The organism is Stenotrophomonas sp. YJH_SMC_135 (assembly GCF_059372355.1).
Genome location: NZ_JCAFVN010000002.1, coordinates 598,044 through 623,790, shown reverse-complemented (window position 1 = coordinate 623,790; position 25,747 = coordinate 598,044). Strand labels below are relative to the sequence as shown.

Sequence of the window (25,747 nt, the reverse complement as noted above, 5' to 3'; positions counted from 1 at the left end):
TGGTCGGCACCGGGGCAATGGCGTGGATCTACCGATGGACGATGGCGACGCCGAGCGGCAGCCGGGTCACCTGCAATCCAGCCGTCGCGGCCAGCGCATCCAGCGCCTGTTCCGGGCGGTCGATGCGCAACGCCGCGCTTACCGCCGGCAGCTGCGATAGATCACCACGCACGAAGGTCGGGCCAGCGCGATAGCGCCCCACCCATTGCACCGCGTCAGCGACGCGGGCCTGTTCCAACAGCAGCTCGCCCTGACGCCAGGCGCCGACGCTGTCGGCCGCAACGTCCCCCAATCGCCTCACCCCACTGTGTTCACCGTAGGCCGCGCGCTGGCCCTGCTGCAGGTAGGTCCAGCCACCGTCAACCGGGCTGGCCATCCGTACCCTGCCCTGCCCGACCTGGGTTTCCACCTGGTCGTGGCCCCGCGCCACGGTGAAGGCGGTCGAGATGTCCTCGACCACGCCATTGCCCGCGCGCACGCTGAAACGTCGCTGCGCATCCGGACTGACCTCGAACCAGGCACGCCCGCGCAACAGCTCGACCTGGCGGGCGTTCGCATCAAAGTGCACGGCAATCGCACTGTCGGCGTCCAGCACCGCACGGCTGCCATCAGGCAGCAGTACGTTCTGCACCTGGTGCGTGCTGCGGTGATCGGACTGCAGGCGCAGCCACGCCTCCGGCCATGCCACCAGCATCGCCAGCATTGCCGCCGCAGCCATGGCCCAACGCCGTCGGCGCGGGCGTCGTCCAGCCACGCGGGCCGGCTGCGCTCGCGGCCCGACGCTGCGCCACAGTGCGCGCTCGTGTTCGAAGGCCCTGCGGTGCCCCGGCTGTTGCAGCCAGTGTTCGAACGCCTGCATGCGCGCGTCGCTGATATCGCCCGAGGCCAGCCACGCGATCCAGTCCCGGGCCTGCTCGGCCAGGGCATCGTCATTGGCGGCAGGCAGCATGTTCGGCGGGCTCATCGGCTGGCGGACAGGCGCATTCAAGCGCGGGGCGGAGAAACTGGACCGCATCCACGGTCCAATGATCAAGACGTTTGCGCGAAGGCCAGCCCCAAGGCGGCGCGATCATCGGCCGCTGCGGGCCCAGGCCAGGCGCTGCAGCGCGGTGCGTACGTGATTCTCCACCGTGGTCACCGATACCCCAAGGCGGCGTGCGATCTCGGCCTGGGTCAGGCCCTGAAGGCGGTTGAGCCGGAAGATGGTGCGGGTCGGCTCCGGCAGATGGCCGGCCGCGTCGAGTACCCGCTGCAGCTCGTCCTGCGCCATGGCCTGCTCTTCGGTCGAGATCACCTCGTCCGGCCCCCACAGGTAGTGATCGGCCAGCAGGCGGTTGCGCCGGGTCGACTCGCGGCCGTGGTCGGTGGCCAGGTTGGCGGCCAGCCGGTACAGATAGGCGCGCGGATTGTCGATGGCCTGGCTGTCATCGACCCCACGGGCCTTGAACCACACCGCCTGGATCACGTCCTCGGCGCCGTTGTCGCCCCCCAGAATACGTTGCACCCGGCGCAGCAGCGCTGGCCGCTCGCGGATCAGCAGTTCGGTGAGGGAGGCAGCATTGGAGGACATGCGCGGAGCCGGGACGACAGACGGGAGGCGCCGCGCATGCTACTCCGCAAATGCGAATCAGTCACGTTTGCATTGTCGAAATGGTCACAGGCAATCAGTCAGCCCCTCGTAAACGTGGGTGCTGGTTCCGGGCAAGGTGGCATTCAGAGCTTCATGCCCGGCGCGCTCCCACGCTGCCAGCAGCTCGTCCAGGCGGGTTCCCGCCGCCAGTGGCAGCATGCAGGCATAGCGTCCCTGGTCAACATCGATCTGCCCGGTCTTCTGGACCCAGGTGTAGCTCCCGGCGAACGTCCAGACACAACGGGCCACGACACCGGTGGCCCGCTGCACTGAGCAGCGCAAGCGCATCGCCCGCAGGTTGTAATACTGCCCTTCGCAGAAGGTATCCCCACAGATATCGTCAAAGCCGCGCACCAACAGACGTTCGGCCGCCAGGAAGCGCTCGCGCCCGGTTGCCGGATTCGGGTAGTCACGGGCATCGACAAATTGAGGGGTCGCCTGGGCGTTGGCTGCCATCAGCAGCGCGCAGACCAGCCATCGTGCCGGGAAGACGCGCATCACCCCGCCCTCCCGGTCTTCCGGAGGCAGTCCGGCAGCGCATCGAACAGGCCATGGTCAAGTCCAGGCAGGTTCGCCGTCAGGCCATCTGGTGCTTCCAGTGAAGCATGGAAGGCGTCAACAGGTACCCCTGGCCCCAACTCCAACGGACAGACCCAGCGGCCATTGTCGACCTGCACCTCCCCGGTATCGGCCTGCACGGCCAGCTCGCTGGCCACCACCACCCAGGCGCAGCGCTGCACCGTTCCGCGATGGGCCAGCACCGCGCAGCGGACCTCCATCACCCGGTAGTTGCTGTACTCACCTTCGCACCAGGTATCGGCACAGAGCCGGTCGAACTCCCTTGCCAGGGCGGCCTGCAGCCCGTAGGCGCGCTCCCAGTTGGCCTCGGGCCGGGGGTAATCGATCAGGTCCACGTGCAGACCGCGGGCGGAGACAGGCAGGGACGCCAGCAACAGCACGACCCCCATGCATCGGGCATACCAGGACATCGACGGAACTCCTCGGGAATGAGCGTCCAGCCTGCGCCGGCAGACCCTCCTGGCCCATCGGCCAAGGGCGGCGCCCCCCGTCAGGCCTTGCCGCGTCGGCAGGTCGGCCACCCGCCCGCTGCACAGCGCCCGGCAAAGGCATAAAATGGTGAGCTATCCGTCTATATCCCCCCACCTGGAGCACACCATGGGTCTGGAACTCGTCTCGCCCGGCAAGAACCCGCCGGAAGAAATCAACGTCATCATCGAGATCCCGAAGGACTCGGAGCCGGTGAAGTACGAAGTGGACAAGGAAACCGGCGCGATCTTCGTCGACCGCATCCTCTCCACCCCGATGCGCTACCCGTGCAACTACGGCTACGTGCCGAGCACGCTGTGTGGCGACGGCGATCCGGCCGACGTGCTGGTGGTGCTGCCGCTGCCGCTGGTGCCGGGCTCGGTCGTGCGCTGCCGTCCGGTCGGCGTGCTGAAGATGAGCGATGAGGCGGGCAGCGACGAGAAGATCCTGGCCGTGCCGGTCTCGAAGATCTTCAGCGGCTACGCCCACGTCGAAGACATCGCCCAGGTCTCGAGCCACTGGCTGGAGCGCATCGGCCACTTCTTCGAGCACTACAAGGACCTGGAGAAGGGCAAGTGGGTCAAGCTGGACGGTTGGGGCGGCGCCGCTGAGGCCAAGCAGATCCTGATCGAGGCGCACCAGCGCCATCTCGACAGCAAGGCCTGAGCCTGAACCGGATCGCTCCGGCGGTACCCTGCCGGAGCGATGCGGGTCACGTTTCATGACGACGGCACATCACTCTTGCTGCCGTATTAGGTAAATTGCGTCACTTCACACGTCATCGACATCCATCGTCGAGACAGCCAGGGGAATGTGTCGTGCGTATTCTGCTTGTTGGGGATGCAGCCAGCCTGCCGGCCGAGCTGACCGAATTCATTGCCGATCTTGGGGAAGACTGGCAGCCGTTGACCGCCACCGATGGCCAGGCTGCGATGACCGCGGTGGCCACGCAGGGCGTGGACGCGGTGATCGTCTGCCCGCAATTGCCGGATCTCAATGCCACCACGCTGCTTGGGCAGATCCGGACCTTGCGCCCGGAGACCATCCGCATCGCGCTGGTCGATGCGCAGCATGGCAACCGGCCGCCGCCGGCGCGCCTCATTGGTGTCGCCCACCGCTTCCTGCCGCTGCCGCTGGCGCCGGAAGTGCTGCTGGAGGCACTGACCAGCCTGGAAGAACTGCGCGAAGTGCTGGACAGCCCGCGCCTGCGCGATGCCATCGGCCGTATCGAGAAACTGCCCTCGCCGCCGCACCTGTACCTGAGCCTGACCCAGGCCCTGGAACATGACGACGACGCCGACAGTGCCGATGTCGCCAAGCTGGTCGCCGCCGATCCGGCGATCGCCGCCAAGGTGCTGCAACTGTCGAACTCGGCCTTCTTCAGCCAGGGCCGCACCATTGCCGACCTGCGCACCGCCGTGACCCGGCTGGGCCTGGCCACGCTGCGTGACCTGGTGCTGGCCAGCGAAGTGTTCTCCGCACCGACGCTGTCGGCCGCCGAGCGCAACTCGCTGCAACAGCGCGCACTGCTGGCCTCGCGGCTCGCCGCACGCCTGCTGCCCGAATCCAGTGCCGAACTGGGAGCGACTGCCGCGCTGCTGGCCGACATCGGCCTGCTGCTGCCAGGTGTGCGCAACGAGCGCAGCGAGCCCTCGCTGGCCGGCGACACCCGCCCTGGCCATGCCGAGGCCGGCGCCTACCTGCTGGGCCTGTGGGGCCTGCCGATGCCGATCATCGAAGCGGTGGCCTTCCACCTGCAGCCGCAGCGCGCCAACACCCGCAGCTTCTGGGTGACCGGTGCGGTGCACGTGGCCCTGGCGCTGGTCAATGGCGATCCGGTGGACGAGGACTACCTGCAGCGCGCAGGCGTGCTGAACAAACTGCCGCAATGGCGCGAACACGCCAATGCGCTGATGGGACTGGTGCCCAGCGACGCCTGAGCGCGTTGCATGATGTCCGGATGACAGAGGGCGCACCCGCAAGGTGCGCCCTTTCCATGTCAGCGGATACCGCAGGCGTCCTGCACGCAGCGACGGTACTGCGACTCGCAGATGACCGGTGACTTGCCACTGGCCAGGCACTGCTGGCGGAACTCCTCGCAGTAAAGCCCACCGCCGCAGACCCCGAGGCCCTGCGCGAACACCGCGCCCACCAGCGTTGCGTAGATCAATGCAGCGGCCGATGCCTGCCGCAGCAACGTATTCTTCATATCCCTCTCCACATGCAAGCGTCCGGTAGTGGACCTCCTGACTGTGTTGATTACGACACGACGGGACCGTGACTGCGCTCACCTTCCAACAATTTCCGGAATTCCCCTACAAAAAAAAGGGCGGACCTTGCGGTCCGCCCTCCTTCTGTTGCTACCGCACTTCGATGGATCAGAAGCGCTGGGTGTACTTCATGTACAGGAAGCGACCCACGTCGAAGCCGCCGTAGTAGGCGAACGCCGAGTTCGGAGCCGAGTACTGCAGGGCACCCTTGTGGTCGAACACATTGTTCGCGCCCAGGGCGATGGTCGCATCCCACGGCGCCTTCCAGCTGACCTGCAGGTCGTGGAAGGTGTTGGAACCGGTGTGACGCAGCGGATCGGTCTCACCGTTGGCCATGTGGTTCGGAGCATCGCACCAGCCGTCAGCCAGCGAGATGCAGCTTTCCTTCATGCCCGAGTAGTAGCGCGCGGTGTAGTTCACACCGAAATCGCCGTACTGCCAGTTGACGCCCAGGTTCGAACGCACGCGGAACAGGCCCGGCTCGCTGACGCGGCCGACCATGATGTTGTCGCCCGCGCTGTTCTGGCGCTGCTCGTCGTACTTGGCGGTGTAGCTGGTCTGCCAGTCGATGCTGAACTGGCCAATGGCCAGTTCCGGCAGGCGGTACTTGATGCCCAGATCGTAGCCCTGGGTTTCCATCTTGCCGAGGTTGGCGGTGCCGTAGGTGATCGCACTGACGTGGCCGTCAGCCGCACGGGTCACGCTCGAGCAGCGCGAAGCGTTACCCAGCACGTAGCAGTCACGCAGGATGCGGTCGACGCTGTCAGCGATGATCATGTCGCTGATTTCGTACTTGTACCAATCCAGCGACACGTCCAGGCCCTGCACCCAACGCGGGCTCCACACCAGGCCGAAGGTGGTGCTCTTGGAGGTTTCCGGCTTCAGGTTCGGATTGGCACCCGAGATGAACTGGTCACCCGACTGGCACGGCAGGGTCGAACATTCCTTGCCTGCCTGGCCCAGCTGCACGTAGTTGGCCGGCACGCCTGCGCCGGAGCACGCGGCATTGCCTGCAACGCTGCCCGGAGCCTTCACGCCGCACGGATCGATGTAGGACTCGAAGCTCGAGCTCAGGCCACCGTACAGGTCGCTGATGGTCGGAGCGCGGAAGCCCTCGGCGTAGGTGCCGCGGACCAGCAGTTCATCCAGCGGACGCCAGGTCAGGCCGAACTTGCTGTTGGTGGTGCCACCGAAGTTGCTGTAGTCCGAATAACGGCTGGCAACGTTCAGGGTCAGTTCCTTGGCGAAGGCCATGTCGGCCAGCAGCGGCACGTTCAGTTCGAGGTAGACCTCGTTCAGATCGTACTGGCCGCGGGTCGGCTTCTGGCCCAGGCCGGTGGACTGGCCCGACTGTGCGAAGGCGTCCGGCACGTAGCTGCCTTCTTCCTTGCGGTGCTCGACACCCAGGGCGAAGCCCAGGTCGCCGGCCGGCAGGGTCACGATGGCGCCCGACAGGTTGGCGGTGAAGCTGGTGGTCTTGGTGACGCCACGGGTGGTGAAGGTCGGGAACAGGAAGTCCTGCAGCTCCTGGTTCGCCAGCGAACCCTGACCCTCAACGCCGTACGGCAGCAGCGGGTTCCACGGGCGGCAATCGCCCAGGATCGGGTTGGCGGCGGTGCCGCAGCGGGCAACGCCACCGGCATCGATGAACGACGGGCCCAGCGCCTGACGCGCGCCGATCAGGCTCATGTCACCGCGGTTGCTCTTGATCGACTCGTTGCGGTTCCACAGCGCGCCGACATCCCAGTCGAAGGTCTTGCCACCCAGCTCGAAGAAGCCGGTCAGGGTCGGAGCGAAGCGCAGGGTCTTCAGCTGGCTGTCAGTGGTACGCGGCACTTCCCACAGGCGGCGGCGGAAGCTGACGTCCTGGCCAACCGGGTTGAAGGCGCTGTCTGCCGACAGCGGGGTGTTGATCGACTTGGAAGCGGACTGGTACGGATAGCCGGCGATCTGCTGGAACGTCTGGCGCTCGTTGTAGAGCACGTCGGTGTTCAGGCTGATCGAATCGGTGAAGTCGTAGGTGCCGTTGATGTAGACCGACTTGCGCTTCACACCGGTCAGCAGGGTCATCTGCTCGTTCGAGTTGGCGAACTCGTCTTCGGTGATCGCGTGGTAGTCGTTCGGGTTCTTCGGATTGCCACCCGGGTTCAGGGTCTGCCACACCGCGCTCGACTTGCTGCAGTCGTACAGCTTCGGGTTGCACCAGCTGCCGTTCTGGCTGATCGGGCTCCAATCAGCCGAGGTGGAGTTCGGACCCAGCGAGCCGTCACGGCTGTACCAGCGGTCCTTGGCCCACACCGGATCCTGCTTCGAGTACTCGGCCGACAGGGTCAGGCTGCCGCGCTCACCGCGGGCACCGAGGGTCATCGAATAGGTTTCGCTGTCGCCGTCGCCCTTGCCGTACTGGCCGACGTAGACATTGGCTTCGCCGCCGTCGAAGTTCTTGCGGGTGATCACGTTGACCACGCCGGCAATGGCGTCGGAACCGTAGATCGACGAGGCGCCGTCCTTCAGGATCTCGATGCGCTCAACGGCCGACATCGGGATCTGGCTCAGGTCCTGCAGACCCGAGGTCGAAGCGCCCAGGCGCTTGCCGTTCATCAGCACCAGGGTGCGCTCGGCGCCCAGGTTGCGGATGTCGACGTAGTAGCCGCCCACGTTCTCGCCCGAAGCCAGCGACTCCGAACGCGAAATGGCCGGGGAACCGGCCGAGGTCAGGTTGTTCAGCACGTCGGCGACGCTCGAGAAGCCCTGCTTTTCCAGGGATTCGCGGGTCATCGTCAGGATCGGCTGCTGGGTCTCCACCGAGGCGCCGCGGATGCGCGAGCCGGTGACCGAAATGCGGTCCAGGTCGGTGGTGCCCTTTGCTTCCTGAGCCGAAGCAAAGGCCGGCGCCAGCGCCAGCGCAATGCCGGCCGGCAGCAAGCCGAACCGCACTGCGGGATTACGAACGTTCATCTATCTCTCCAAGGTACGTGTTAGCAGCGTGTTAAAACACCCCAGCACGTTACGATTGCGTTGCAGCGCTGTATTTGCGCGAACCAACCGGAGACTTTGCGGATTGTGGCGGGAGCAAGCCGCCGTTCTCCCTGAAGCGCGACGCGGACTGGCCGTAGCGGGCGCGGAACGCACGCGCGAAGCTGCAGCAGTTGTCGAAGCCGCTGGCGGCGGCGACCTCGCCCACCATCATGTCGGTGTCGCGCAGCAGGTCGGCGGCGCGTTCGAGGCGCAGTCGTGCCGAAAGCGACTGCGGGCTTTCCTCGTACAGGCTCTGGAAGGTCTTGGAGAGGTACCAGCTGGAGAAGTTGGTCAGTTCGGCCAGTTCGCCGATGCGCACCACCCGGTGGCTGTTGCCTTCCAGATAGAGGCGCGCACGCTGCATGCGGCCGAACACCTGGCGCTTGCGGCTGCGCGAGCGGCCCGGGCAGCGCTGCACGTTGTCGGCCAGGCCACGCTGCAGGCCAGCAAGGTGCAGCAGCAACGGACGCAAGGCCTGGGCCGGCTGGCCGCTGGCCAGCGCATCGCGCCACAAGCGCAGCGCAACGCGGGCGTCACTGCGGTTCATGCGGCCACGACCGGCATACAGGCCACAGTCGGCCATCTCGGTCAGCACGCGAAGCGCTTCAACGTTCAGGTTCAGGCCAACGCACAACCCGTTGCGACCGGCCTGCACCAACGGCCGCGATTCCTTCTCGAAGGCGATCCACTCGCCCTGGCGCAGGCGGAATCGCCCTTCCTTGGCCTCCACCCACGAACTGCCACGCACCTGCATCCAGACAGTGAAGCTGGAGCCGGCGGTCTGCAGGCTGCCCAGCCGGGCCACGCCCAGGCAGGTCGGCGTGACATCGTCGAGCGACCGGTCCAGGGAGACGGTTTGGCCGCGATCGGCCAGCGAGAGTTGACGCATGGGGGCACCACGGATTTGCCTAGTACAGGACTCCGTTTTGCCTAATCAGGCGGCACCGCGTCAGGAAAGTCCGACGAGATCGCCACGAATTCGCGACGAGATCCAGACGAAGAAATTACGAAGGCCCATTTCCACTGAAAAACAACAACTTGGAGAACGCCGGGAACAGCGCGGGGGGGCGTTCGGGCAACCGCATCACACCGATGTCGGCACCATCGCTGACCGCCATCGCCACGAACAGGTCACGCCCGTCAGCGCTGGCGCTGAGTCCGTTGCCGGCGCTGAGCCGCTCCGCATCCAGGCAGCGTTCCGGCTCCGCGCGGCCGGGCAGGATGCGCACGAAGGTGGTGCCACACGTGCTCGAAGTGCCGAGGTAACCGACGCCAGTGTTGCCGGCCACGGTCCAGGCCCGGTATCGCCAGCGGCTGGGCCGGTCATCGCTGATCTGCTGCACGCTGCCCGACGACAACGCGGCGTCGGCCGACCACAGGCCACCGGCGGCCAGGCGGGTGAACAACACGCGGCCACTGCTGCGGTCGAAGCGCGCCTGCGACACCCCTTCGATGCTGGCCAACCGGCGCCAGGGCTGGGTGCTGCGGTCGAACAGACTCAACCGGGTGCGCTGGTCGGCATCGCGCTCGATCACGAACAACTGCTCCGGCGACGCGCCATACAGGGCCTGCAGCGGCTGTTCGGCCGGGACCGGCAAAGGTTGCAGGCGTTCATCGCGTGGCGCGATCTCGTAGACCACCGTGCGCCCATGCGCGTCGCGGCCGACCACGAGCAGCTGGCGGCTGTCGGCCGACCAGTCCGGTGCCTGCCGCGCTTCCGGCCGCAGCCCTTCAATGGGGCGCAGCGAATCCGGCCGCTGCATGTCCGCCCACCACAGGGCGAAGCTGCCGGAGCGATCCGAGGTGAAGACCAGCTGGCGGCCATCGGGCGCTGCCATCGGCTGCCCATCGCGGCCACTGGATGCAAACAGGCGTTCGGGCGCGCCGCTGCCCTGCACCGGCACCTTGAACACGCCGAACTGCGCGCGCCGGTGGACGAAGGCCAGCATCCCGCCACGTCGCGACACGGCGGGCCACTGCGCATCATCCAGGCCGGCATCGCGCAGCGTGTGCCGCTCGACGTCCAGATAATAGAGCCGCGCCTCGCTGTCGACGCGGCGACCGAACACGATGGTGCGGCCATCGTCCAGCCAGGCCCATCCGCGCAGCTCTGCCGCCTCGTTGGTCAACTGCTCGGGCGTACCGCCCGCGGCCGGCACCCGCCACAGATCGCCCAGCTGCGGATTGCGCACGAACACCAGCCATTGCCCATCGGGCGAGTAACGCGGTGCGTAGTCGAAGTCGTCCTGGTCGACGCTGTACGCCAGCGCGCGCCACTGACCACTGGCCAGGTCCAGCACGCGGATGCCACGGTGCGCGTAGCGCCCGACCATGCTGCCGAACACCAGGCCGCGACCATCGGGCGTCCAGTCGAAGCTGAGCAGCTCGGTGCCATCGCAGCGCGTGGCCTGGCGCAGGGCGCCACCGGTTGCGCTGGCGATCAGCACCTGGCAGCCACCGTCGGCGGAGAACCGTGCGAAGGCAATTTCGCGACCATCCGGCGACCAGTTCGGGAATCGATCGACGGCACCGGCCGGCGGCGCCAGCAACTGGCGCGCCGGCGCGTTGCCGGAGGTCTGTACCTTGATCGCACCACCGCCGTTGCCATCTTCGTTGGCGCCTTCATAGGCCACCAGCGAACCATCCGGTGACAGCGTGGGATAGGTTTCAAAGCCGCTGGTTGCGGTGATCAACCGATAGGGACGCTGGGGGCTGCCGATCACCCGCGTGCCGTTCTCCACGGCGGCCTCCACCGGCGAACTGCTGGCCGGTGCGCGGCGCAGCAGCAGCGTGGTCATCACCAGCAGCGTGGCCAGCATCAACACGCCCAGCGCCAGCAGCACGCGGCGGCGGACATGGCGCCAGCGGCGGCGCGATTCCTGCGCGCGCGCGGGCAGCACCGCGGCGGCGGCGAGTGCGGGCTGCACGTCCACACCTTCGTCGTCAGGCAAGCCCGCAGCCGACGGCTCCGCATCGTCCAGCGCCTGTACCGGTACCAGAAGCCGATAGCCGGTCTTGGCAATGGTCTCGATGTAGGCCTGGCCGCTGTCGTCGTCGTTGCTGAACGCCTTGCGCAGCTGGGTAACGGCCTGGGTCAGCACATCGTTGGTCGGCAGCGTGTCCGGCCACACCTCGGCGAACAACTCGTCGCGGGTGACCACACGGCCCGGCTGCCGCAGCAGCACGCGCAGCACGCCCAGCGCCTTCGGCGTCAGCCGGCGCGGACGACGCGCACCGACGACCTCGACTTCGCGCGAGGACAGAGTGACGATGCACTCTCCTATCCGTATCCGATCGGACACGGGTGGCTGTATTTCGCTGCTGTTCATTTTCTGCTACACAGTAGAGACAGGTCCCGGGCAGTGTTTGCCTTCGTTACGGTCCCGTCCTGGGAACAGCGAAAAGCCAGACTCCGCACAAAGCATCGGCGCATACCGCAAAAACAATCGAGCGCGCGAATACTAGCCTATGCAAGTTACCTCGCCTATCGCGTGGTCGACATCAGGCTCTCTCTCGCCGACGCATTCACATAATTCGCGACATCATTCGCGCCCTCTTGGGCGCGAAATTTTTATCTGGCGTTCATTTTCACATGCGCCGCAGCATGGTCAATCCGACCAGCCGCGAAACCACCAAAGCCACGTACATCACGCCGGAAAACTGCTCCAGCATGACCAGTGCTCGTGCCTGTGGATGCAGCGGCACGACATCACTCAAGCCGACTCCAGACAGCAAGCTGAAGCTGAGATAAAGCAGCTCCATCCAACTGCGCTGCGCCTGCCCGCCGGTGCCCTGGAAACTGCCCGGATACCACTGCTGGCACACCGCGAACGCGAAGGCGAACGCCCACGCCAGCAGGGTGAAGGTTGCGCCTGCGGCGAACAGTTCGTCGCGGGTGACCTTGTGGTCCTGGAGCATGTAGGCAATCAGGGCGCCAGCCGTGTAGAAGTACAGCAGGCTCTCCAGCACCTGCGCGGTGGTCAGCAATGCGGTGCGCTCGAGCAATGCGCCTGCCAACGAGAACACCACCGAGGGAATGGCCAGCAACAGCGCCAGCCAGGTGCCCAGCGGGCTGCGCTGGACCACCCACAGCGCCAGGCCGAGTACCGCCATGCCGAACATGCCCAGTGCCGCGCGGCCGGCGGCGGTGTCATCCAGCGCGGGATACAGCAGCACCGCCAGCAGCTGCGCGCCCAGCAACCAGGCCGAAGGATGCCGGCGGGCAATGGCCAGCCAACGGGTGGTCATGGCAACAGGCATGGTGTCCTTTCCGCGGGATGATGGGCGGAGGATAGCCGGGAGCGGCGTGATGAGCGGTAGTGCCGGCCGCAGGCCGGCACCACCGTCTGCGCATCACCCCTGGTGGTAGACCTCGGCACCCGCGGCGCGGAACTCCTCCGACTTCTCCTTCATGCCGGCCTCGGCGTAGTCACGCACATCCTGGGTGATCTTCATCGAACAGAAGTGCGGGCCGCACATCGAGCAGAAGTGCGACAGCTTGTGCGCATCCTTCGGCAGCGTTTCGTCATGGAACTCCCTGGCCTTCTCCGGATCCAGGCCAAGGTGAAACTGGTCTTCCCAGCGGAACTCGAAGCGCGCCTTGCTCAGTGCGTTGTCGCGTACCTGCGCGCCCGGGTGGCCCTTGGCCAGGTCGGCCGCATGCGCGGCGATGCGGTAGGCCATGATGCCGTCACGCACGTCCTGGCGATTGGGCAGGCCGAGGTGTTCCTTCGGCGTCACGTAGCAGAGCATCGCCGTGCCGAACCAACCGATCATCGCCGCACCGATCGCGCTGGTGATGTGGTCGTAGCCCGGCGCGATGTCGGTGGTCAGCGGCCCCAGCGTGTAGAACGGCGCTTCGCCGCATTCGCGCAGCTGCTTGTCCATGTTCTCCTTGATCAGCTGCATCGGCACGTGGCCGGGGCCTTCGATCATGGTCTGCACATCATGCTTCCAGGCGATCTTGGTGAGCTCACCCAGCGTCTCCAGCTCACCGAACTGCGCCGCGTCGTTGGCATCGGCGATGCAGCCCGGGCGCAGGCCGTCACCCAGCGAGAAGGTCACGTCATAGGCCTTCATGATCTCGCAGATGTCTTCGAAGTGCGTGTAGAGGAAATTCTCCCTGTGGTGCGCCAGGCACCACTTGGCCATGATCGAACCACCACGGCTGACGATGCCGGTGACCCGCTTGGCGGTGAGCGGCACGTAGCGCAACAGCACGCCGGCGTGGATGGTGAAGTAGTCCACGCCCTGCTCGGCCTGCTCGATCAGCGTGTCGCGGAAGATCTCCCAGGTAAGCGCTTCGGCGCGGCCGTCGACCTTCTCCAGCGCCTGGTAGATCGGCACGGTACCGATCGCCACCGGCGAGTTGCGGATGATCCACTCGCGGGTTTCGTGGATGTGCTTGCCGGTGGACAGGTCCATCACGGTGTCACCACCCCAGCGGATCGCCCACACCAGTTTCTCCACCTCTTCGGCAATGCCCGAGGACACCGCGCTGTTGCCGATGTTGGCGTTGATCTTGGTCAGGAAGTTGCGGCCGATGATCATCGGCTCGCTTTCCGGGTGGTTGATGTTGTTGGGCAGCACCGCACGGCCACGGGCGATTTCATCGCGCACGAACTCCGGCGTGATGATCTTCTGGATCGAGGCGCCGAACGCCTCGCCCGGGTGCTGCTGCAGCAGGCCGGCATCGCGGATCGCGTCCAGCCGCTGGTTTTCGCGGATGGCGACGAATTCCATTTCCGGCGTGATGATGCCGCGGCGCGCATAGTGCATCTGGGTGACGTTCGCGCCTGCACGTGCACGGCGCGGCAGGCTGCGTGTGGGGAAGCGCACAGCATCGAGCTTCGGGTCGTGCTCGCGATCGCGGCCGAACGACGAACTCAGGCCGTCGAGCTGTTCGGTATCGCCGCGCTCCTCCACCCAGCCACGACGCAGCGCCGGCAGGCCCGCGGACAGATCGATACGCGCGTCCGGATCGGTGTACGGGCCCGACGTATCGTAGACCGTGACCGGTGCATTCTCTTCGCCGCCGAACAGCGTCGGCGTGCGGGTCAACGCGATCTCGCGCATCGGCACCTGCAGATCCGGACGCGAACCGGGTACGTGGATCTTGCGCGAGCCGGGAATGGGCCGGGTCACGGATTCGGAGAGTTGCTGGGCCTGTTGCTGCAGGGCGGAGAGCTGTGCGTTCATCGGGCATCGTCCAGGAAGGTCAGGGACGAAGCGGCGGCGCACTGCGACCGCGCACGGACGGTCCTTGGGCGGTGTCCGGGCACGGCTGCACTGCAAAGCTTCCCTACGCCGGTATGAGCCGGATCAGGTTCCAAGGGACTGTCTCAACCGTGGCCACATGGCCGCGGTACCCCCGCTTCTTGGCGTGCATTAGAGCATAGACCGCCCGCTCCGGGAGTTGCCCCCGCGGTCAGATCCGCTTTCCTGTGGAAAGCGGATCTGATCCGGATCGTTGTTCGTTAACAGAACCATGACGTCGCGTTCAGTAACGTGCACGTCCGTCGCCCTCCAGCGACCGATGCGTCCTTCGCCGCCGACGCGGCCCCTGCCCGGTTCGCGCTGCATGCCGCCGGTCCTTCGCTGCAAGCTCTGCTCGCTCCCCTCAATCCCTTGATCGGAGAAGCTCCTTCATGGTGTTTCGCGTTTCCATCGCACTGGTTCTGCTGCTGGTGCTGCTTGCCGGTATTGCACCAGGCCCCTTCAATGCCGTGGTGCAGTCGATGCTGGCAGAAGTCATCCGCAGCGTCGGCTGGCTGTACCTGCTGGTGGTATTCCTGGCCCTGGTGTTCCTGATGTACCTGGCTTTCGGTCGCTTCGGCAACCTGCGCATCGGTGGCGAAGACGCCGAGCCCGAGTTCTCGCGAGCCAGCTGGATGTCGATGCTGTTCGCCGCCGGCATGGGCATCGGCCTGGTGTTCTGGGGCGCCGCCGAGCCCATTTCGCACTTCAGCAAGCCACCGGAAGGGCTTGCTCCGCAGAGCCTGGATGCGGCACGCGCCTCGATGCGCTATGCATTCTTCCACTGGGGCCTGCACCCGTGGGCCATCTATGCGCTGATCGGGCTGGCAATGGCCTGGTTCCAGTTCAACCGCAACGGCCGCGGCCTGGTCAGCGACATGCTGCAGCCGATCATCGGCCGCCACCATCGCGGCTGGATCGGTAGGGTGGTCAACATCGCTGCAGTGGTCGCCACCGCGATCGGTGTCGCGACTACGCTGGGCTTCGGCACCATCCAGATCGCCGCGGGCGTGGAACGCGTGTTCGGCCTGGAAGCTACGGTCCCGGTGCAGATGACCATCATCGCCATCGCCTTCGTGCTGTATATGGCCTCCACCGCCAGTGGCGTGGAGCGAGGTGTGAAGTGGCTGTCCAACTTCAACCTGGCGTTGGCTGCCCTGCTGGCGGCCATCCTGCTGGTGCTGGGGCCGACCGGCTTCATCTTCGATACCTTCACCACCACGCTGGGCTCCTACCTCAACCAGCTGGTGACGATGAGCCTGCGCATGTCACCGTTCTCCGGCAGCACCTGGGTGGCGGACTGGACAATCTTCTACTGGGCCTGGTGGATCTCGTGGGCACCGTTCGTGGGGTCGTTCATCGCACGCATCTCGCGCGGCCGCAGCGTGCGCGAGTTCGTGATCGGCGTAGTGCTCGCGCCGACGCTGCTGGGCTTCTTCTGGTTCGCCGTTTTCGGTGGAACGGCCTTGTGGGCACAGATCTTCGGCCATGCCGATCTGGTGCAGGCGCTGGGCAATGGATATGAGACGGTGTTGTTCACGTTGTTCGACAGCATGCCGCTGCCGCTGCTGCTGTCGTGCATCGCACTGGTACTGCTGATGATCTTCTTCGTGACCTCGGCCGACTCGGCGGTACTGGTTCTGGCCAGCATGTCCACTGACGAAGCTGGCGATCCTCCGTTGAAGCGCAAGCTGGCCTGGGGCATCGCGGTGGCGTTGATCGCAGCGGCCTTGCTGCTGGCCGGTGGCCTGGATGCACTGCAGGGCATGATCACGATTGCGGCGTTGCCATTCGCGCTGCTGATGGTGCTGGTGATGGTGTCGCTGTACCGCGTGCTCGACCAGGAGTACACGCGGGAGCGGCGGCAGGCGCAGCGCCAGCGGCACATGATCGATGCGTGGATCGCGCGCGAGATGGCGGCGCAGGAGGAGACCCAGGCCGAGGCCGCACGCGCGCACGATCAGGATTGAGGGTGTTTTGCAGCCTGCGGCTGCACCGCTTTTCCAGGCAAGGGCCAAGGTCAAATTCAAAGGCGGCTCCGGGTTGCTGCTGGTTGGGTGGGGCGGTGTGGCTGGGCAGGACACGCCGTGAACCCATCCATGGGGGCTCGATGGCGCCATCCATGGCGCCAACGGTCCTGCCCACCCACACCGCCCCACCCCCGACAGTTTCCCGGTAACGGTTGGTTTTCCACGCTTTGCGTGGAAGATGTGTATCGGAAAACAAGAAGGGGTCGGATCCGTTTTCCTGCGGAAAACGGATCCGACCCCAACCATCAGCACGCGGCTGTTGCTGTTGCTGTTGCTGTTGCTTTTGATCTTCTTTTTTCTTCCTGCGGTGGCGGCCGCAGAAAACTGTCAGAGGCCGGGTGGGTGGGCTGGGCGGGGGTGTCAGCCGCATGGATGCGGCTGCCAAGCCTACAAGGACGTACTTGCGGCGTCCCCCGAACAGCCTACCCACCCGGCCCAACAAGCTATTCCGCTTCTGAACCCACCGCAGAGGGGGCTCAGCCCGTTGGCCGGGAAACTCAGTACCCCGCCGCCTGCCCATCCTTGCGACTCTCCGAAGCTCCGTAATAAACCCCGCTCTCGGGGTCGCGCATGATCGCCTGGTACCCGCCATAAGGCCCATCGGCGAACACGATGCGATGCCCCTTGCGCATCAACGCACGCACGGTTTCATAGGGGAAGCCGGTTTCCAGATTCACTTCACCACCGTCGGTCATCGCCGTGGCCTGTCCGGTCGGTTCGGTCGAGCCTTCGTGCTGGATGCGCGGTGCGTCACCGGCTTCCTGCAGGTTCATGCCGAAATCCACCAGGTTCATCACGATCTGCGCGTGGCCCTGCGGCTGCATCGCGCCGCCCATCACGCCGAAGCTGGCGTACGGCTTGCCGCCCTTGGTGATGAACGCCGGGATGATCGTCTGGAACGGCCGCTTGCCCGGTGCATAGCCGTTGGGATGGTTCTTCTGCAGCACGAACATCTCGCCACGATCCTGCAGGATGAAGCCCAGCCCCGGCGGCGCCATGCCGCTGCCCATGCCGCGGTAGTTGGACTGGATCAACGACACCATCATGCCGTCGGCGTCGGCCACGGTCATGTAGATCGTGTCGCCTTCTTCCAGCTGCTTCGGCGTGCCCGGCTGCACTTCCTTCAACGCCTTGTCCATCGAGATCAGCGCGCGGCGCTGCGCGGCGTATTCCTTGGAGATCAGCTTCTGCACCGGCGCCGGCTGGAAGGCCATGTCGGCATAGAAGCGCGCACGGTCGGCGAAGGCCAGCTTCTTCGCTTCGACGAACAGGTGCACGTGCTCGGGTGAACCGAACGGGATCTTCGAGAAATCGTAGCCTTCCAGCACGTTGAGGATCTGCAGCGCGGCGATGCCCTGGCTGTTCGGCGGCAGCTCCCACACGTCGTAGCCACGGTAGTTGCTGCTGACCGGCTCGACCCATTCACCGTGGTGCTCGGCCATGTCCTGGTAGCTCAGGTAGCCACCATTGGCCTTGAAGTAGTCGCCGATGGTGCGGGCAATGGCGCCCTTGTAGAAGGCATCGCGTCCGCCGTCGGCAATCTGCTGCAGGGTGCTGGCCAGGTTCGGGTTCTTCCACATCTCGCCCTTGCGCGGGGCGTGGCCGTTGATCGTGAACTGCTCCTTGAAGCCCGGGTACTGCGACAGCTTGGGCACCGAGCGGTCCCAGTAGTAGGCGATCACCTCGGCGACGGGATGGCCCTCGCGCGCGTAGCGGATGGCCGGCGCCAGGTTGTCGGCCATCGGCTTGCGGCCGAAGCGGTCGTGCAGCGCGAACCAGCCGTCGACCGCGCCGGGCACGGAGACCGGCAGCGGGCCGGTAGCCGGGATGTCCTTCAGGCCACGTCGCTGGAACTCGGCCAGGGTCAGCGACTTCGGCGAGCGCCCCGAACCGTTGTAGCCGTAGACCTTCTGCGTCTTCGGGTCCCAGACGATGGCGAACAGGTCGCCACCGATGCCGTTGCCGGTCGGCTCCATCAGGCCAAGCGCGGCGTTGGCGGCGATCGCCGCGTCCACCGCCGAGCCTCCCCCCTTCATCACGTCCAGTGCAATCTGGGTGGCCAGCGGCTGCGAGGTCGCGGCCATCGCATGCGGGGCGATCACCTCCGAACGGGTGGCAAAGGTGTGGCCGGTGATGCGGTCGGCGGCCGAAGACAGTGCGGGCACAGCGGCCAGTACAGCGGCGGCCAGCAGGGAACGGGCAAGGCGTCGGGACACGGTCGGGTTCCGATGGAAGGGTGGTCCCCCGATCTTCGCCGCTGCGGCCATCCTGGGGTATCGGGCAGAGGTCATGGACGTTGATCCTGGGGTGGGTGTGCAAGGTCCGCACCCAGCAAGGCGAGGATCCGCCGGATTCCGCGCAAAAACCGCCCTGAAAGGAGTGAATTCCGGTTCACCGAAACACTTTCAGCGGCAACCATCCTTGTGCCACAGGCGATTGCGCCGGATGCAACGGAAACCAACAAGAATTCCGTCGCGAGGGTTGACATCGCCAAAACGGCTGTGTTTCTCTCGATCACATGTTGCATCACAACACGCCACCGCGAACCCACAACGAAGCCGCCGACATCGGCGCCGCCTCGCTGCGTTCGATTCTTGTGCTCGTACTTATTACCCAACCAACAGGTGCGGGACGAGCCAGCGTGTAAGCAACGAATACACCGGAACTCTTCAAAAACCCGCACCCGCCCCGGTGCGGGTTTTTTCATTTCAGAACCTGGTTTCAGACGCAACCACCATGCACAACGCCCAACGCAAAACCCGGACCCACACCGCCGCCACGCCTCGTGGTGGCTGTGCCTGCGCGGCGCATGGTGCCTCCTCCACCGCTTTCCCCTGACCGGCCGGTACGTCACCTCGACGACCGGCCGTTCTTTTTTTCTTCCCACCGCAAGGAACCTCCCCCATGAGCACCAACGACCTGCCCCAGACCAAGATCGCCGTCATCGGCTACGGCAGCCAGGGCCGCGCCCACGCACTGAACCTGCGCGAATCCGGCTTCGACGTGGTGGTAGGCCTACGTCCGGGCGGCCCGACCGAAGTCAAGGCACAGGCCGACGGCTTCACCGTGAAAGCACCGGCCGACGCGGTGAAGGATGCGGACCTGGTCGCCGTGCTGACCCCGGACATGGTGCAGAAGAAGCTCTACGACGACGTGCTGGCGCCGAACATGAAGCAGGGTGCGGTGCTGCTGTTCGCGCACGGCCTGAACGTGCACTTCGACATGATCAGGCCGCGCGACGACCTGGACGTGGTGCTGGTTGCGCCCAAGGGCCCGGGCGCGCTGGTGCGCCGCGAGTACGAGATCGGCCGTGGCGTGCCCTGCATCTGGGCGGTCTACCAGGACAAGAGCGGCAAGGCGGCCGAGTACGCACTGGCCTATGCGGCCGGCCTCGGCGGTGCACGCGCCAACCTGATCCAGACCACCTTCAAGGAAGAGACCGAGACCGACCTGTTCGGCGAGCAGGCGGTGCTGTGCGGCGGTGCCTCGGCACTGGTGCAGGCCGGTTTCGAGACCCTGGTCGAAGCGGGCTACCAGCCGGAGATCGCCTACTACGAAGTGCTGCACGAACTGAAGCTGATCGTCGACCTGTTCTATGAAGGCGGTATCTCGCGCATGCTGGAATTCATCTCCGAGACCGCGCAGTACGGGGACTACGTCAGCGGCCCGCGGGTGATCGACGCCGGCACCAAGGCGCGCATGAAGGAAGTGCTGAAGGACATCCAGGACGGCACCTTCACCAAGAACTGGGTGGCCGAGTACGAAGCGGGCCTGCCGAACTACAACCGGTTCAAGCAGGCCGACCTGGAGCACCCGATCGAGAAGGTGGGCAAGGAACTGCGCGCCAAGATGGTCTGGTTGCAAGGACAGGCCGCGTAACTGCGCGGCCCTCCCCCACCCGCTTTGCAAGGTTCCCCCATGAACTCTTCCACACACCGCAGCGCGCCGCCCAACGGCGCGCGCTGGCTGACCCAGGCGCTGGAAGCCGAAGGCATCCGCACGCTGTTCGGCTATCCCGGCGGCACCATCATGCCGTTCTACGACGCGCTGGTGGATTCGTCGCTGAAGCACATCCTGGTGCGCCACGAGCAGGGTGCCGCACTGGCGGCGAATGGATTCGCCCGCGCCAGCGGCCAGGTCGGCGTCTGCGTGGCCACCTCCGGCCCGGGCGCCTCCAACCTGGTCACCGGCATTGCCGATGCGATGCTGGATTCGGTGCCGATGGTCTGCATCACCGGCCAGGTCGCCACGCCGCTGCTGGGTACTGACGCTTTCCAGGAACTGGATGTGTTCGGCCTGACCATGCCGATCGTCAAGCACAGCTGGCTGGTGCGCAGCGTCGACGACCTGCCGCGCGTGGTCGCCGATGCCTTCCGCGTCGCCCGCGAGGGCCGGCCCGGCCCGGTGCTGATCGACCTGCCCAAGGACGTGCAGCTGGCCGATGCCAGCCACCTGCCGGCGCACGTGCCGAGCAGCGTCGAGCCGCCACCTGCGCCGGCCGAAGCGGCCATCGCCGAAGCCATCGCCGCACTGGCAGCCGCCGAGAAGCCGGTGGTCTACGCCGGTGGCGGCATCGCGCTGGGCGATGCGGTGCAGGACCTGCGCGACTTCGTCGAAGCCAGCGCCATCCCCACCGTGATGACCCTGCGTGGCCTGGGCGCGCTGCCGGCCAGCCATCCGCAGTCACTGGGCATGCTGGGCATGCACGGTACCCGCGCGGCCAACATGGCGGTGCAGGAAAGCGACCTGCTGCTGGTGCTGGGTGCACGCTTCGACGACCGCGCCACCGGCAAGCTGGCCGAGTTCGCACCGTTCGCCCGCGTCGTCCATATCGATGCCGACGCCTACGAGATCTCCAAGCTGCGCAGCGCCGATGTCGCCGTGCCTGGCAACGTCGGCCATGCCATCCGTGCCCTGCGTGCGGCCTTCCCCTCCCCCAAGGCCCATCAGGACGCGTGGCGCAGGCGTTGCGCGCAGCACCGCGACCGCTTCTCGGCACGCTACGACGCACCGGGCCAGCACATCTACGCCCCGGCGCTGCTGAAGCGCCTGAGCGAGCTGGCCCCGGCCGATGCGGTGATCGCCTGCGATGTCGGCCAGCACCAGATGTGGGTGGCGCAGCACTGCCGCTTCAACCACCCGCGCAACCACCTGACCAGTGGCGCGCTGGGCACCATGGGCTTCGGCCTGCCGGCGGCGATGGGTGCGCAGTTCGCATGCCCGGAGCGCACCGTGGTGCTGGTGTCCGGCGACGGCAGCTTCATGATGAACGTGCAGGAGCTGGCGACCATCGCGCGTTGCCGCCTGCCGGTGAAGATCGTGCTGCTGGACAACAGTTCGCTGGGCATGGTGCGGCAGTGGCAGGAACTGTTCTTCGCCGAGCGCTACAGCGAGATCGACCTGTCCGACAACCCGGACTTCGTGGCGCTGGCACAGGTGTTCGGCATCGCCGCCACCCGCATCGACAACCGCGATGACGTGGAAGGCGGCCTGGCCGCGCTGCTGGCCGAACCGGGCCCGGCCCTGCTGCACGTGGCCATCGATGCACGTGCCAACGTGTGGCCACTGGTGCCGCCGAACACCGCCAACAGCACGATGCTGGAAAGCAACCCTGCCCATGCCCGCCAGGAGACCCCCAATGCAATACCGGCTTGACCTGGTGCTGCACCCGGCCGAAGGCGCGCTGCTGCGCGTGATCGGCATGGCCGAACGCCGGGGCTTCGCACCGCGCGCGATCAGCGGTGCGCCGGTGGCCGCCGACGATGGCCGCTGGCACCTGCAGCTGGTGGTGGATGGCCAGCGCCCGGCGGAAACGCTGTGCCGGCAGATCGAGAAGATCTACGACTGCGTGTCCGTGCAGGTCACTGCCGTGGAAGGAGCATCCGTATGAACACCCGTACCGTAGTGACCACGGTGCCGGTACGGAGGCGTCTTCTTCGCCGCCCGTGCCCGCATGCGGCGGTCGCCCGCACCGCGCTGGTGGCCCATGCCGGCCGCTGATGCCAGCCAGGAAAGCGATGTCGGCGACGTAAGCGTCGCCGACGTACTGGCGGCGCAGGCCCGGCTGCGCCGCTTCCTGCCGCCTACCCCGCTGCACCATGCCGAGCGCTTCGGCACCTGGCTGAAGCTGGAGAACCTGCAGCGCACCGGGTCCTACAAGGTACGCGGCGCGTTGAACGCGCTGCTGGCCGGCCGCGAGCGCGGCGATACCCGGCCGGTGATCTGCGCCTCGGCCGGCAACCATGCCCAGGGCGTGGCATGGGCGGCCTACCGCCTGGACGTGCCGGCCATCACCGTGATGCCGCATGGCGCACCGGCCACCAAGATCGCCGGCGTCGCCCACTGGGGCGCGACCGTTCGCCAGCACGGCACCAGCTACGACGAGGCCTACGCCTTCGCGGTCGAACTGGCACAGCGACACGGCTACCGCTTCCTGTCCGCGTTCGACGACGCCGATGTGATCGCGGGCCAGGGCACGGTCGGCATCGAGCTGGCCGCACACGCGCCGGACGTGGTGATCGTGCCGATCGGCGGCGGTGGACTGGCCTCCGGCGTTGCACTGGCGCTGAAATCGCAGGGCGTGCGCGTGATTGGCGCGCAGGTGGAAGGCGTCGATTCGATGGCACGTGCGATCCGCGGCGACGTGCGCGAGATCGCCCCGGTTGCCTCTCTGGCCGACGGCGTGCGGGTGAAGATTCCCGGTTTCCTGACCCGCCGCCTGTGCACCTCGCTGCTGGACGATGTGGTGATCGTGCGCGAGGCCGAACTGCGCGAAACGCTGGTCCGGCTTGCGCTGGAGGAACACATCATCGCCGAGGGCGCGGGCGCGTTGGCGCTGGCGGCCGGCCGCCGCGTCGCCGGCCGCCGCAAGTGTGCGGTGGTGTCCGGCGGCAACATCGATGCCGGTGTCCTGGCCGGCCTGCTCACCGACATCCGTCCGCGCCCGCCACGCAAACCGCGGCGACGGCGCAGCGAAACCCCGCGCTCGCCGACCACGGCCAGCGCCCTCGCCTCCCCCGCCTCTTCCCCTTCCCCCCTGCAAGCCGTCGCACCCGCTGTCGAGGAGATTTCCCTGTGACCACCATCGAACGAATTACCACCCCGCGCATCCGCATCTTCGACACCACCCTGCGTGACGGCGAGCAGTCCCCCGGCTGCAGCATGAGCCCGCCGCAGAAGCTGGTGATGGCGCGTGCGCTGGACGAACTGGGCGTGGACATCATCGAGACCGGCTTCCCGGCCAGCTCGCAATCCGACCGCGAGGCGATGGCGCTGATCGGCCGCGAACTGCGCCGCCCGAGCCTGAGCCTGGCGGTGCTGTCGCGCTGCCTGCAGGCCGATATCGAGACCTCCGCACGTGCACTGGAAGCGGCAGCCAACCCGCGCCTGCACGTGTTCCTGTCGACCAGCCCGCTGCACCGCGAGCACAAGCTGCGGATGACCCGCGAGCAGGTGCTGGAGTCGGTACGCAAGCACGTCTCGTTGGCCCGTTCCTACATCGACGACGTCGAGTTCTCGGCCGAGGATGCCACCCGCACCGAGCTGGACTACCTGATCGAGGTTTCGCGCGTGGCCATTGCCGCCGGCGCCACCACCATCAACCTGCCCGACACCGTCGGCTTCACCACGCCGGAAGAAATCCGCGCGATGTTCCAGCAGGTCATCGCCGGCGTCGCCGACGTGCCGAACGCGGCCAACGTGATCTTCAGCGCGCACTGCCACAACGACCTGGGCCTGGCGGTGGCCAACTCGCTGGCCGCCATCGAAGGCGGTGCACGCCAGGTCGAGTGCACCATCAACGGCATCGGCGAGCGCGCCGGCAACTGTTCGCTGGAAGAGATCGCGATGGTGCTGAAGGTCCGCCAGGCCTTCTACGAACAGGACAGTTCGATCAACACCCAACGCATCGTCGGCACTTCGCAGCTGCTGCAGCGTCTGGTTGGCATGCCGGTACAGCGCAACAAGGCCATCGTCGGTGCCAACGCGTTCGCCCATGAATCGGGCATCCACCAGCACGGCATGCTGCGCCATCGCGGCACCTACGAAATCATGCGTCCGGAAGACGTGGGCTGGGAAGATTCGCAGATGGTGCTGGGCCGCCACAGTGGCCGCGCCGCCGTCGAAGCGCGCCTGCGTGCGTTGGGCTTCTGGCTGGACGAAGACGAACTGAAGCTGGTGTTCGAGCAGTTCAAGGGCCTGTGCGAACAGCAGCGCGTGGTCACCGATGCCGACCTGCAGACGTTGATGCAGGGCGGCTCCAGCGCGCAGGGCTACCGCCTGGCATCGATGACCATCAGCGACGTCGGCAGCCGCGCCAACGCGCTGGTTGAACTGTCCGACCCGGATGGCAACCGCGTGGCCGAGACCGCGCAGGGCGACGGCCCGGTCGATGCGCTGTTCGGCGCGCTGTCGGCCGCTACCGGCGTGCAGCTGATGCTGGACAGCTACCACGTGCACAGCGTCGGCATCGGCGCCGATGCGCGCGGTGAAGCCAACCTGAGTGTGCGCCATGACGGCGTGGAGTACGACGGCACCGGCACCAGCAAAGACATCATCGAAGCCTCCGCGCTGGCCTGGCTGGATGTGGCCAACCGCCTGCTGCGCCAGCGTCAGGCCGCCGTCCACAGCAGCACCGACGTTCCCGCTTCCGCCACCGCCTGAGGATCCCACCATGAGCGCCTTCGACACCCCCACCCCGGCCAGCGCCGCTGGCCAGCAGTGGAACGCCCAGGACTATGCGATCGATGCCGGCTTCGTGCCGCTGCTCGGCGGTGCGGTATCGCGCCTGCTCGACCCGCGCGCCGGTGAGCGCATCCTCGACCTGGGCTGTGGCGATGGCGTACTCAGCACCGAACTGGCCCTGAGCGGTGCGCGCATCCACGGCGTGGATGCCTCGCCGGAACTGGTGATCGCCGCCCGTGCGCGCGGCGTCGACGCCCAGCTGATGGACGGCCACGCACTGTCGTTCGACAGCGAGTTCGATGCGGTGTTCAGCAATGCGGCACTGCATTGGATGACGACTCCGGACCGCGTGCTGGAAGGCGTGCGCCGCGCCCTGCGCCCCGGTGGCCGCTTCGTCGCCGAGTTCGGCGGCCACGGCAACGTGGCCACGATCGTCGCGGCCGTGCAGGCCGCGCGCGTGGCCCACGGGCATGGCGCCAGCACCTTCCGGTGGTACTTCCCGACGGCCGACGCCTACGCCGATCGCCTGCGCCAGCATGGCTTCCAGGTGCAACTGATCGAGTGCACGCCGCGCCCGACCGCACTGCCGACCGGCGTGGCCGGCTGGCTGCGGGTATTCGCCGCACCGCTGCTGGACGACCTGCCGGCCGAGGCCCGCGCCACCGTGCGCGAGGCGGCCACCGCACTGCTGGCCGAGCTGCCGCGTGACGCATCTGGCCAGCCGCTGGCCGACTACGTGCGCCTGCGTGTGCTCGCCCGCCGTCGCTGACTTGACCGTTCCGCTTTCCTTACTGATGTTCGCTATTTCGTACTTC

The 25,747-nt window shown here is 66.6% G+C and carries 20 protein-coding genes and 1 riboswitch; of the genes, 9 read left to right on the top strand and 11 right to left on the bottom strand.

Annotation, left to right across the window (positions count from 1 at the left end):
- Positions 1 to 28: 28 nt before the first annotated feature.
- The 4 genes from AC5P98_RS09385 to AC5P98_RS09370 all read right to left on the bottom strand — a co-directional run bounded on the left by AC5P98_RS09385 (position 29) and on the right by AC5P98_RS09370 (position 2,619).
- Positions 29 to 964 (bottom strand): FecR family protein, encoded by a 936-nt coding sequence (locus AC5P98_RS09385; RefSeq protein ID WP_049408701.1) that lies wholly within the window; start codon positions 962 to 964, stop codon positions 29 to 31.
- 105 nt (positions 965 to 1,069) lie between these two features.
- Positions 1,070 to 1,570, bottom strand: a complete 501-nt coding sequence (locus tag AC5P98_RS09380) for an RNA polymerase sigma factor (RefSeq protein WP_014038389.1) — start codon at positions 1,568 to 1,570, stop codon at positions 1,070 to 1,072.
- Positions 1,571 to 1,654: 84 nt separating this feature from the next.
- Positions 1,655 to 2,128, bottom strand: coding sequence for a hypothetical protein (locus AC5P98_RS09375; RefSeq protein WP_032955999.1), 474 nt, complete (start codon positions 2,126 to 2,128; stop codon positions 1,655 to 1,657).
- Positions 2,128 to 2,619: a hypothetical protein gene (locus tag AC5P98_RS09370; RefSeq protein WP_049408702.1), complete on the bottom strand. Its 492-nt coding sequence runs from the start codon at positions 2,617 to 2,619 to the stop codon at positions 2,128 to 2,130. Before AC5P98_RS09370 ends, AC5P98_RS09375 begins: the two co-directional genes overlap by 1 nt.
- A 187-nt stretch (positions 2,620 to 2,806) precedes the next feature.
- On the opposite strand from AC5P98_RS09370, the gene ppa reads away from it, so the two are divergent.
- Complete coding sequence (gene ppa, locus AC5P98_RS09365) at positions 2,807 to 3,343, top strand: inorganic diphosphatase (RefSeq protein ID WP_005410935.1); 537 nt, start codon at positions 2,807 to 2,809, stop codon at positions 3,341 to 3,343.
- 152 nt (positions 3,344 to 3,495) lie between these two features.
- A complete protein-coding gene (locus AC5P98_RS09360; protein WP_014038392.1) occupies positions 3,496 to 4,617 on the top strand; it encodes an HDOD domain-containing protein in 1,122 nt (373 codons plus the stop codon).
- Between the two features lie 59 nt (positions 4,618 to 4,676).
- Here the strand turns inward: AC5P98_RS09360 and AC5P98_RS09355 are convergent, their stop codons facing one another.
- The 6 genes from AC5P98_RS09355 to thiC form a co-directional block, all read right to left on the bottom strand.
- Positions 4,677 to 4,886 carry a hypothetical protein gene (locus tag AC5P98_RS09355; protein WP_032955995.1) on the bottom strand — a complete coding sequence of 70 codons (210 nt, stop codon included), beginning with the start codon at positions 4,884 to 4,886 and terminating at the stop codon, positions 4,677 to 4,679.
- Positions 4,887 to 5,055: 169 nt separating this feature from the next.
- Complete coding sequence (locus tag AC5P98_RS09350; RefSeq protein WP_014648326.1) at positions 5,056 to 7,905, bottom strand: TonB-dependent receptor plug domain-containing protein; 2,850 nt, start codon at positions 7,903 to 7,905, stop codon at positions 5,056 to 5,058.
- A gap of 49 nt (positions 7,906 to 7,954) precedes the next feature.
- The gene (locus AC5P98_RS09345) at positions 7,955 to 8,854 is read right to left on the bottom strand and encodes a helix-turn-helix transcriptional regulator (protein WP_032955994.1); all 900 of its coding nucleotides are present in this window, start codon (positions 8,852 to 8,854) and stop codon (positions 7,955 to 7,957) included.
- Positions 8,855 to 8,969: 115 nt separating this feature from the next.
- A complete protein-coding gene (locus tag AC5P98_RS09340) occupies positions 8,970 to 11,294 on the bottom strand; it encodes a winged helix-turn-helix domain-containing protein (protein ID WP_049408704.1) in 2,325 nt (774 codons plus the stop codon).
- Positions 11,295 to 11,553: 259 nt separating this feature from the next.
- Positions 11,554 to 12,225 (bottom strand): ion channel, encoded by a 672-nt coding sequence (locus AC5P98_RS09335; RefSeq protein WP_014648329.1) that lies wholly within the window; start codon positions 12,223 to 12,225, stop codon positions 11,554 to 11,556.
- Positions 12,226 to 12,318: 93 nt separating this feature from the next.
- On the bottom strand, positions 12,319 to 14,163 hold the full coding sequence (gene thiC / locus AC5P98_RS09330) for a phosphomethylpyrimidine synthase ThiC (protein WP_032955989.1): 1,845 nt from the start codon (positions 14,161 to 14,163) through the stop codon (positions 12,319 to 12,321).
- A gap of 82 nt (positions 14,164 to 14,245) precedes the next feature.
- Positions 14,246 to 14,347, bottom strand: a riboswitch (TPP riboswitch).
- Positions 14,348 to 14,612: 265 nt separating this feature from the next.
- Between thiC and AC5P98_RS09325 the strand changes: the two genes are divergently transcribed.
- Positions 14,613 to 16,190, top strand: coding sequence for a BCCT family transporter (locus AC5P98_RS09325; protein ID WP_049408706.1), 1,578 nt, complete (start codon positions 14,613 to 14,615; stop codon positions 16,188 to 16,190).
- 557 nt (positions 16,191 to 16,747) lie between these two features.
- Here the strand turns inward: AC5P98_RS09325 and ggt are convergent.
- Complete coding sequence (gene ggt, locus AC5P98_RS09320; protein ID WP_049408502.1) at positions 16,748 to 18,466, bottom strand: gamma-glutamyltransferase; 1,719 nt, start codon at positions 18,464 to 18,466, stop codon at positions 16,748 to 16,750.
- Between the two features lie 688 nt (positions 18,467 to 19,154).
- Here ggt and ilvC point away from each other — a divergent pair.
- From ilvC to AC5P98_RS09290, 6 genes are all read left to right on the top strand, one after another.
- Positions 19,155 to 20,129 (top strand): ketol-acid reductoisomerase, encoded by a 975-nt coding sequence (gene ilvC, locus AC5P98_RS09315; protein ID WP_014648333.1) that lies wholly within the window; start codon positions 19,155 to 19,157, stop codon positions 20,127 to 20,129.
- A gap of 39 nt (positions 20,130 to 20,168) precedes the next feature.
- A complete protein-coding gene (ilvG, locus tag AC5P98_RS09310; protein ID WP_014648334.1) occupies positions 20,169 to 21,905 on the top strand; it encodes an acetolactate synthase 2 catalytic subunit in 1,737 nt (578 codons plus the stop codon).
- Positions 21,889 to 22,140 (top strand): ACT domain-containing protein, encoded by a 252-nt coding sequence (locus tag AC5P98_RS09305; RefSeq protein WP_014038403.1) that lies wholly within the window; start codon positions 21,889 to 21,891, stop codon positions 22,138 to 22,140. Before ilvG ends, AC5P98_RS09305 begins: the two co-directional genes overlap by 17 nt.
- A gap of 96 nt (positions 22,141 to 22,236) precedes the next feature.
- Positions 22,237 to 23,328 carry a threonine dehydratase gene (locus tag AC5P98_RS09300; protein WP_049477347.1) on the top strand — a complete coding sequence of 364 codons (1,092 nt, stop codon included), beginning with the start codon at positions 22,237 to 22,239 and terminating at the stop codon, positions 23,326 to 23,328.
- The gene (locus AC5P98_RS09295) at positions 23,325 to 24,911 is read left to right on the top strand and encodes a 2-isopropylmalate synthase (protein WP_032958189.1); all 1,587 of its coding nucleotides are present in this window, start codon (positions 23,325 to 23,327) and stop codon (positions 24,909 to 24,911) included. Before AC5P98_RS09300 ends, AC5P98_RS09295 begins: the two co-directional genes overlap by 4 nt.
- Before the next feature lie 10 nt (positions 24,912 to 24,921).
- Positions 24,922 to 25,701, top strand: a complete 780-nt coding sequence (locus tag AC5P98_RS09290; protein WP_032958187.1) for a class I SAM-dependent methyltransferase — start codon at positions 24,922 to 24,924, stop codon at positions 25,699 to 25,701.
- Positions 25,702 to 25,747 lie beyond the last annotated feature (46 nt).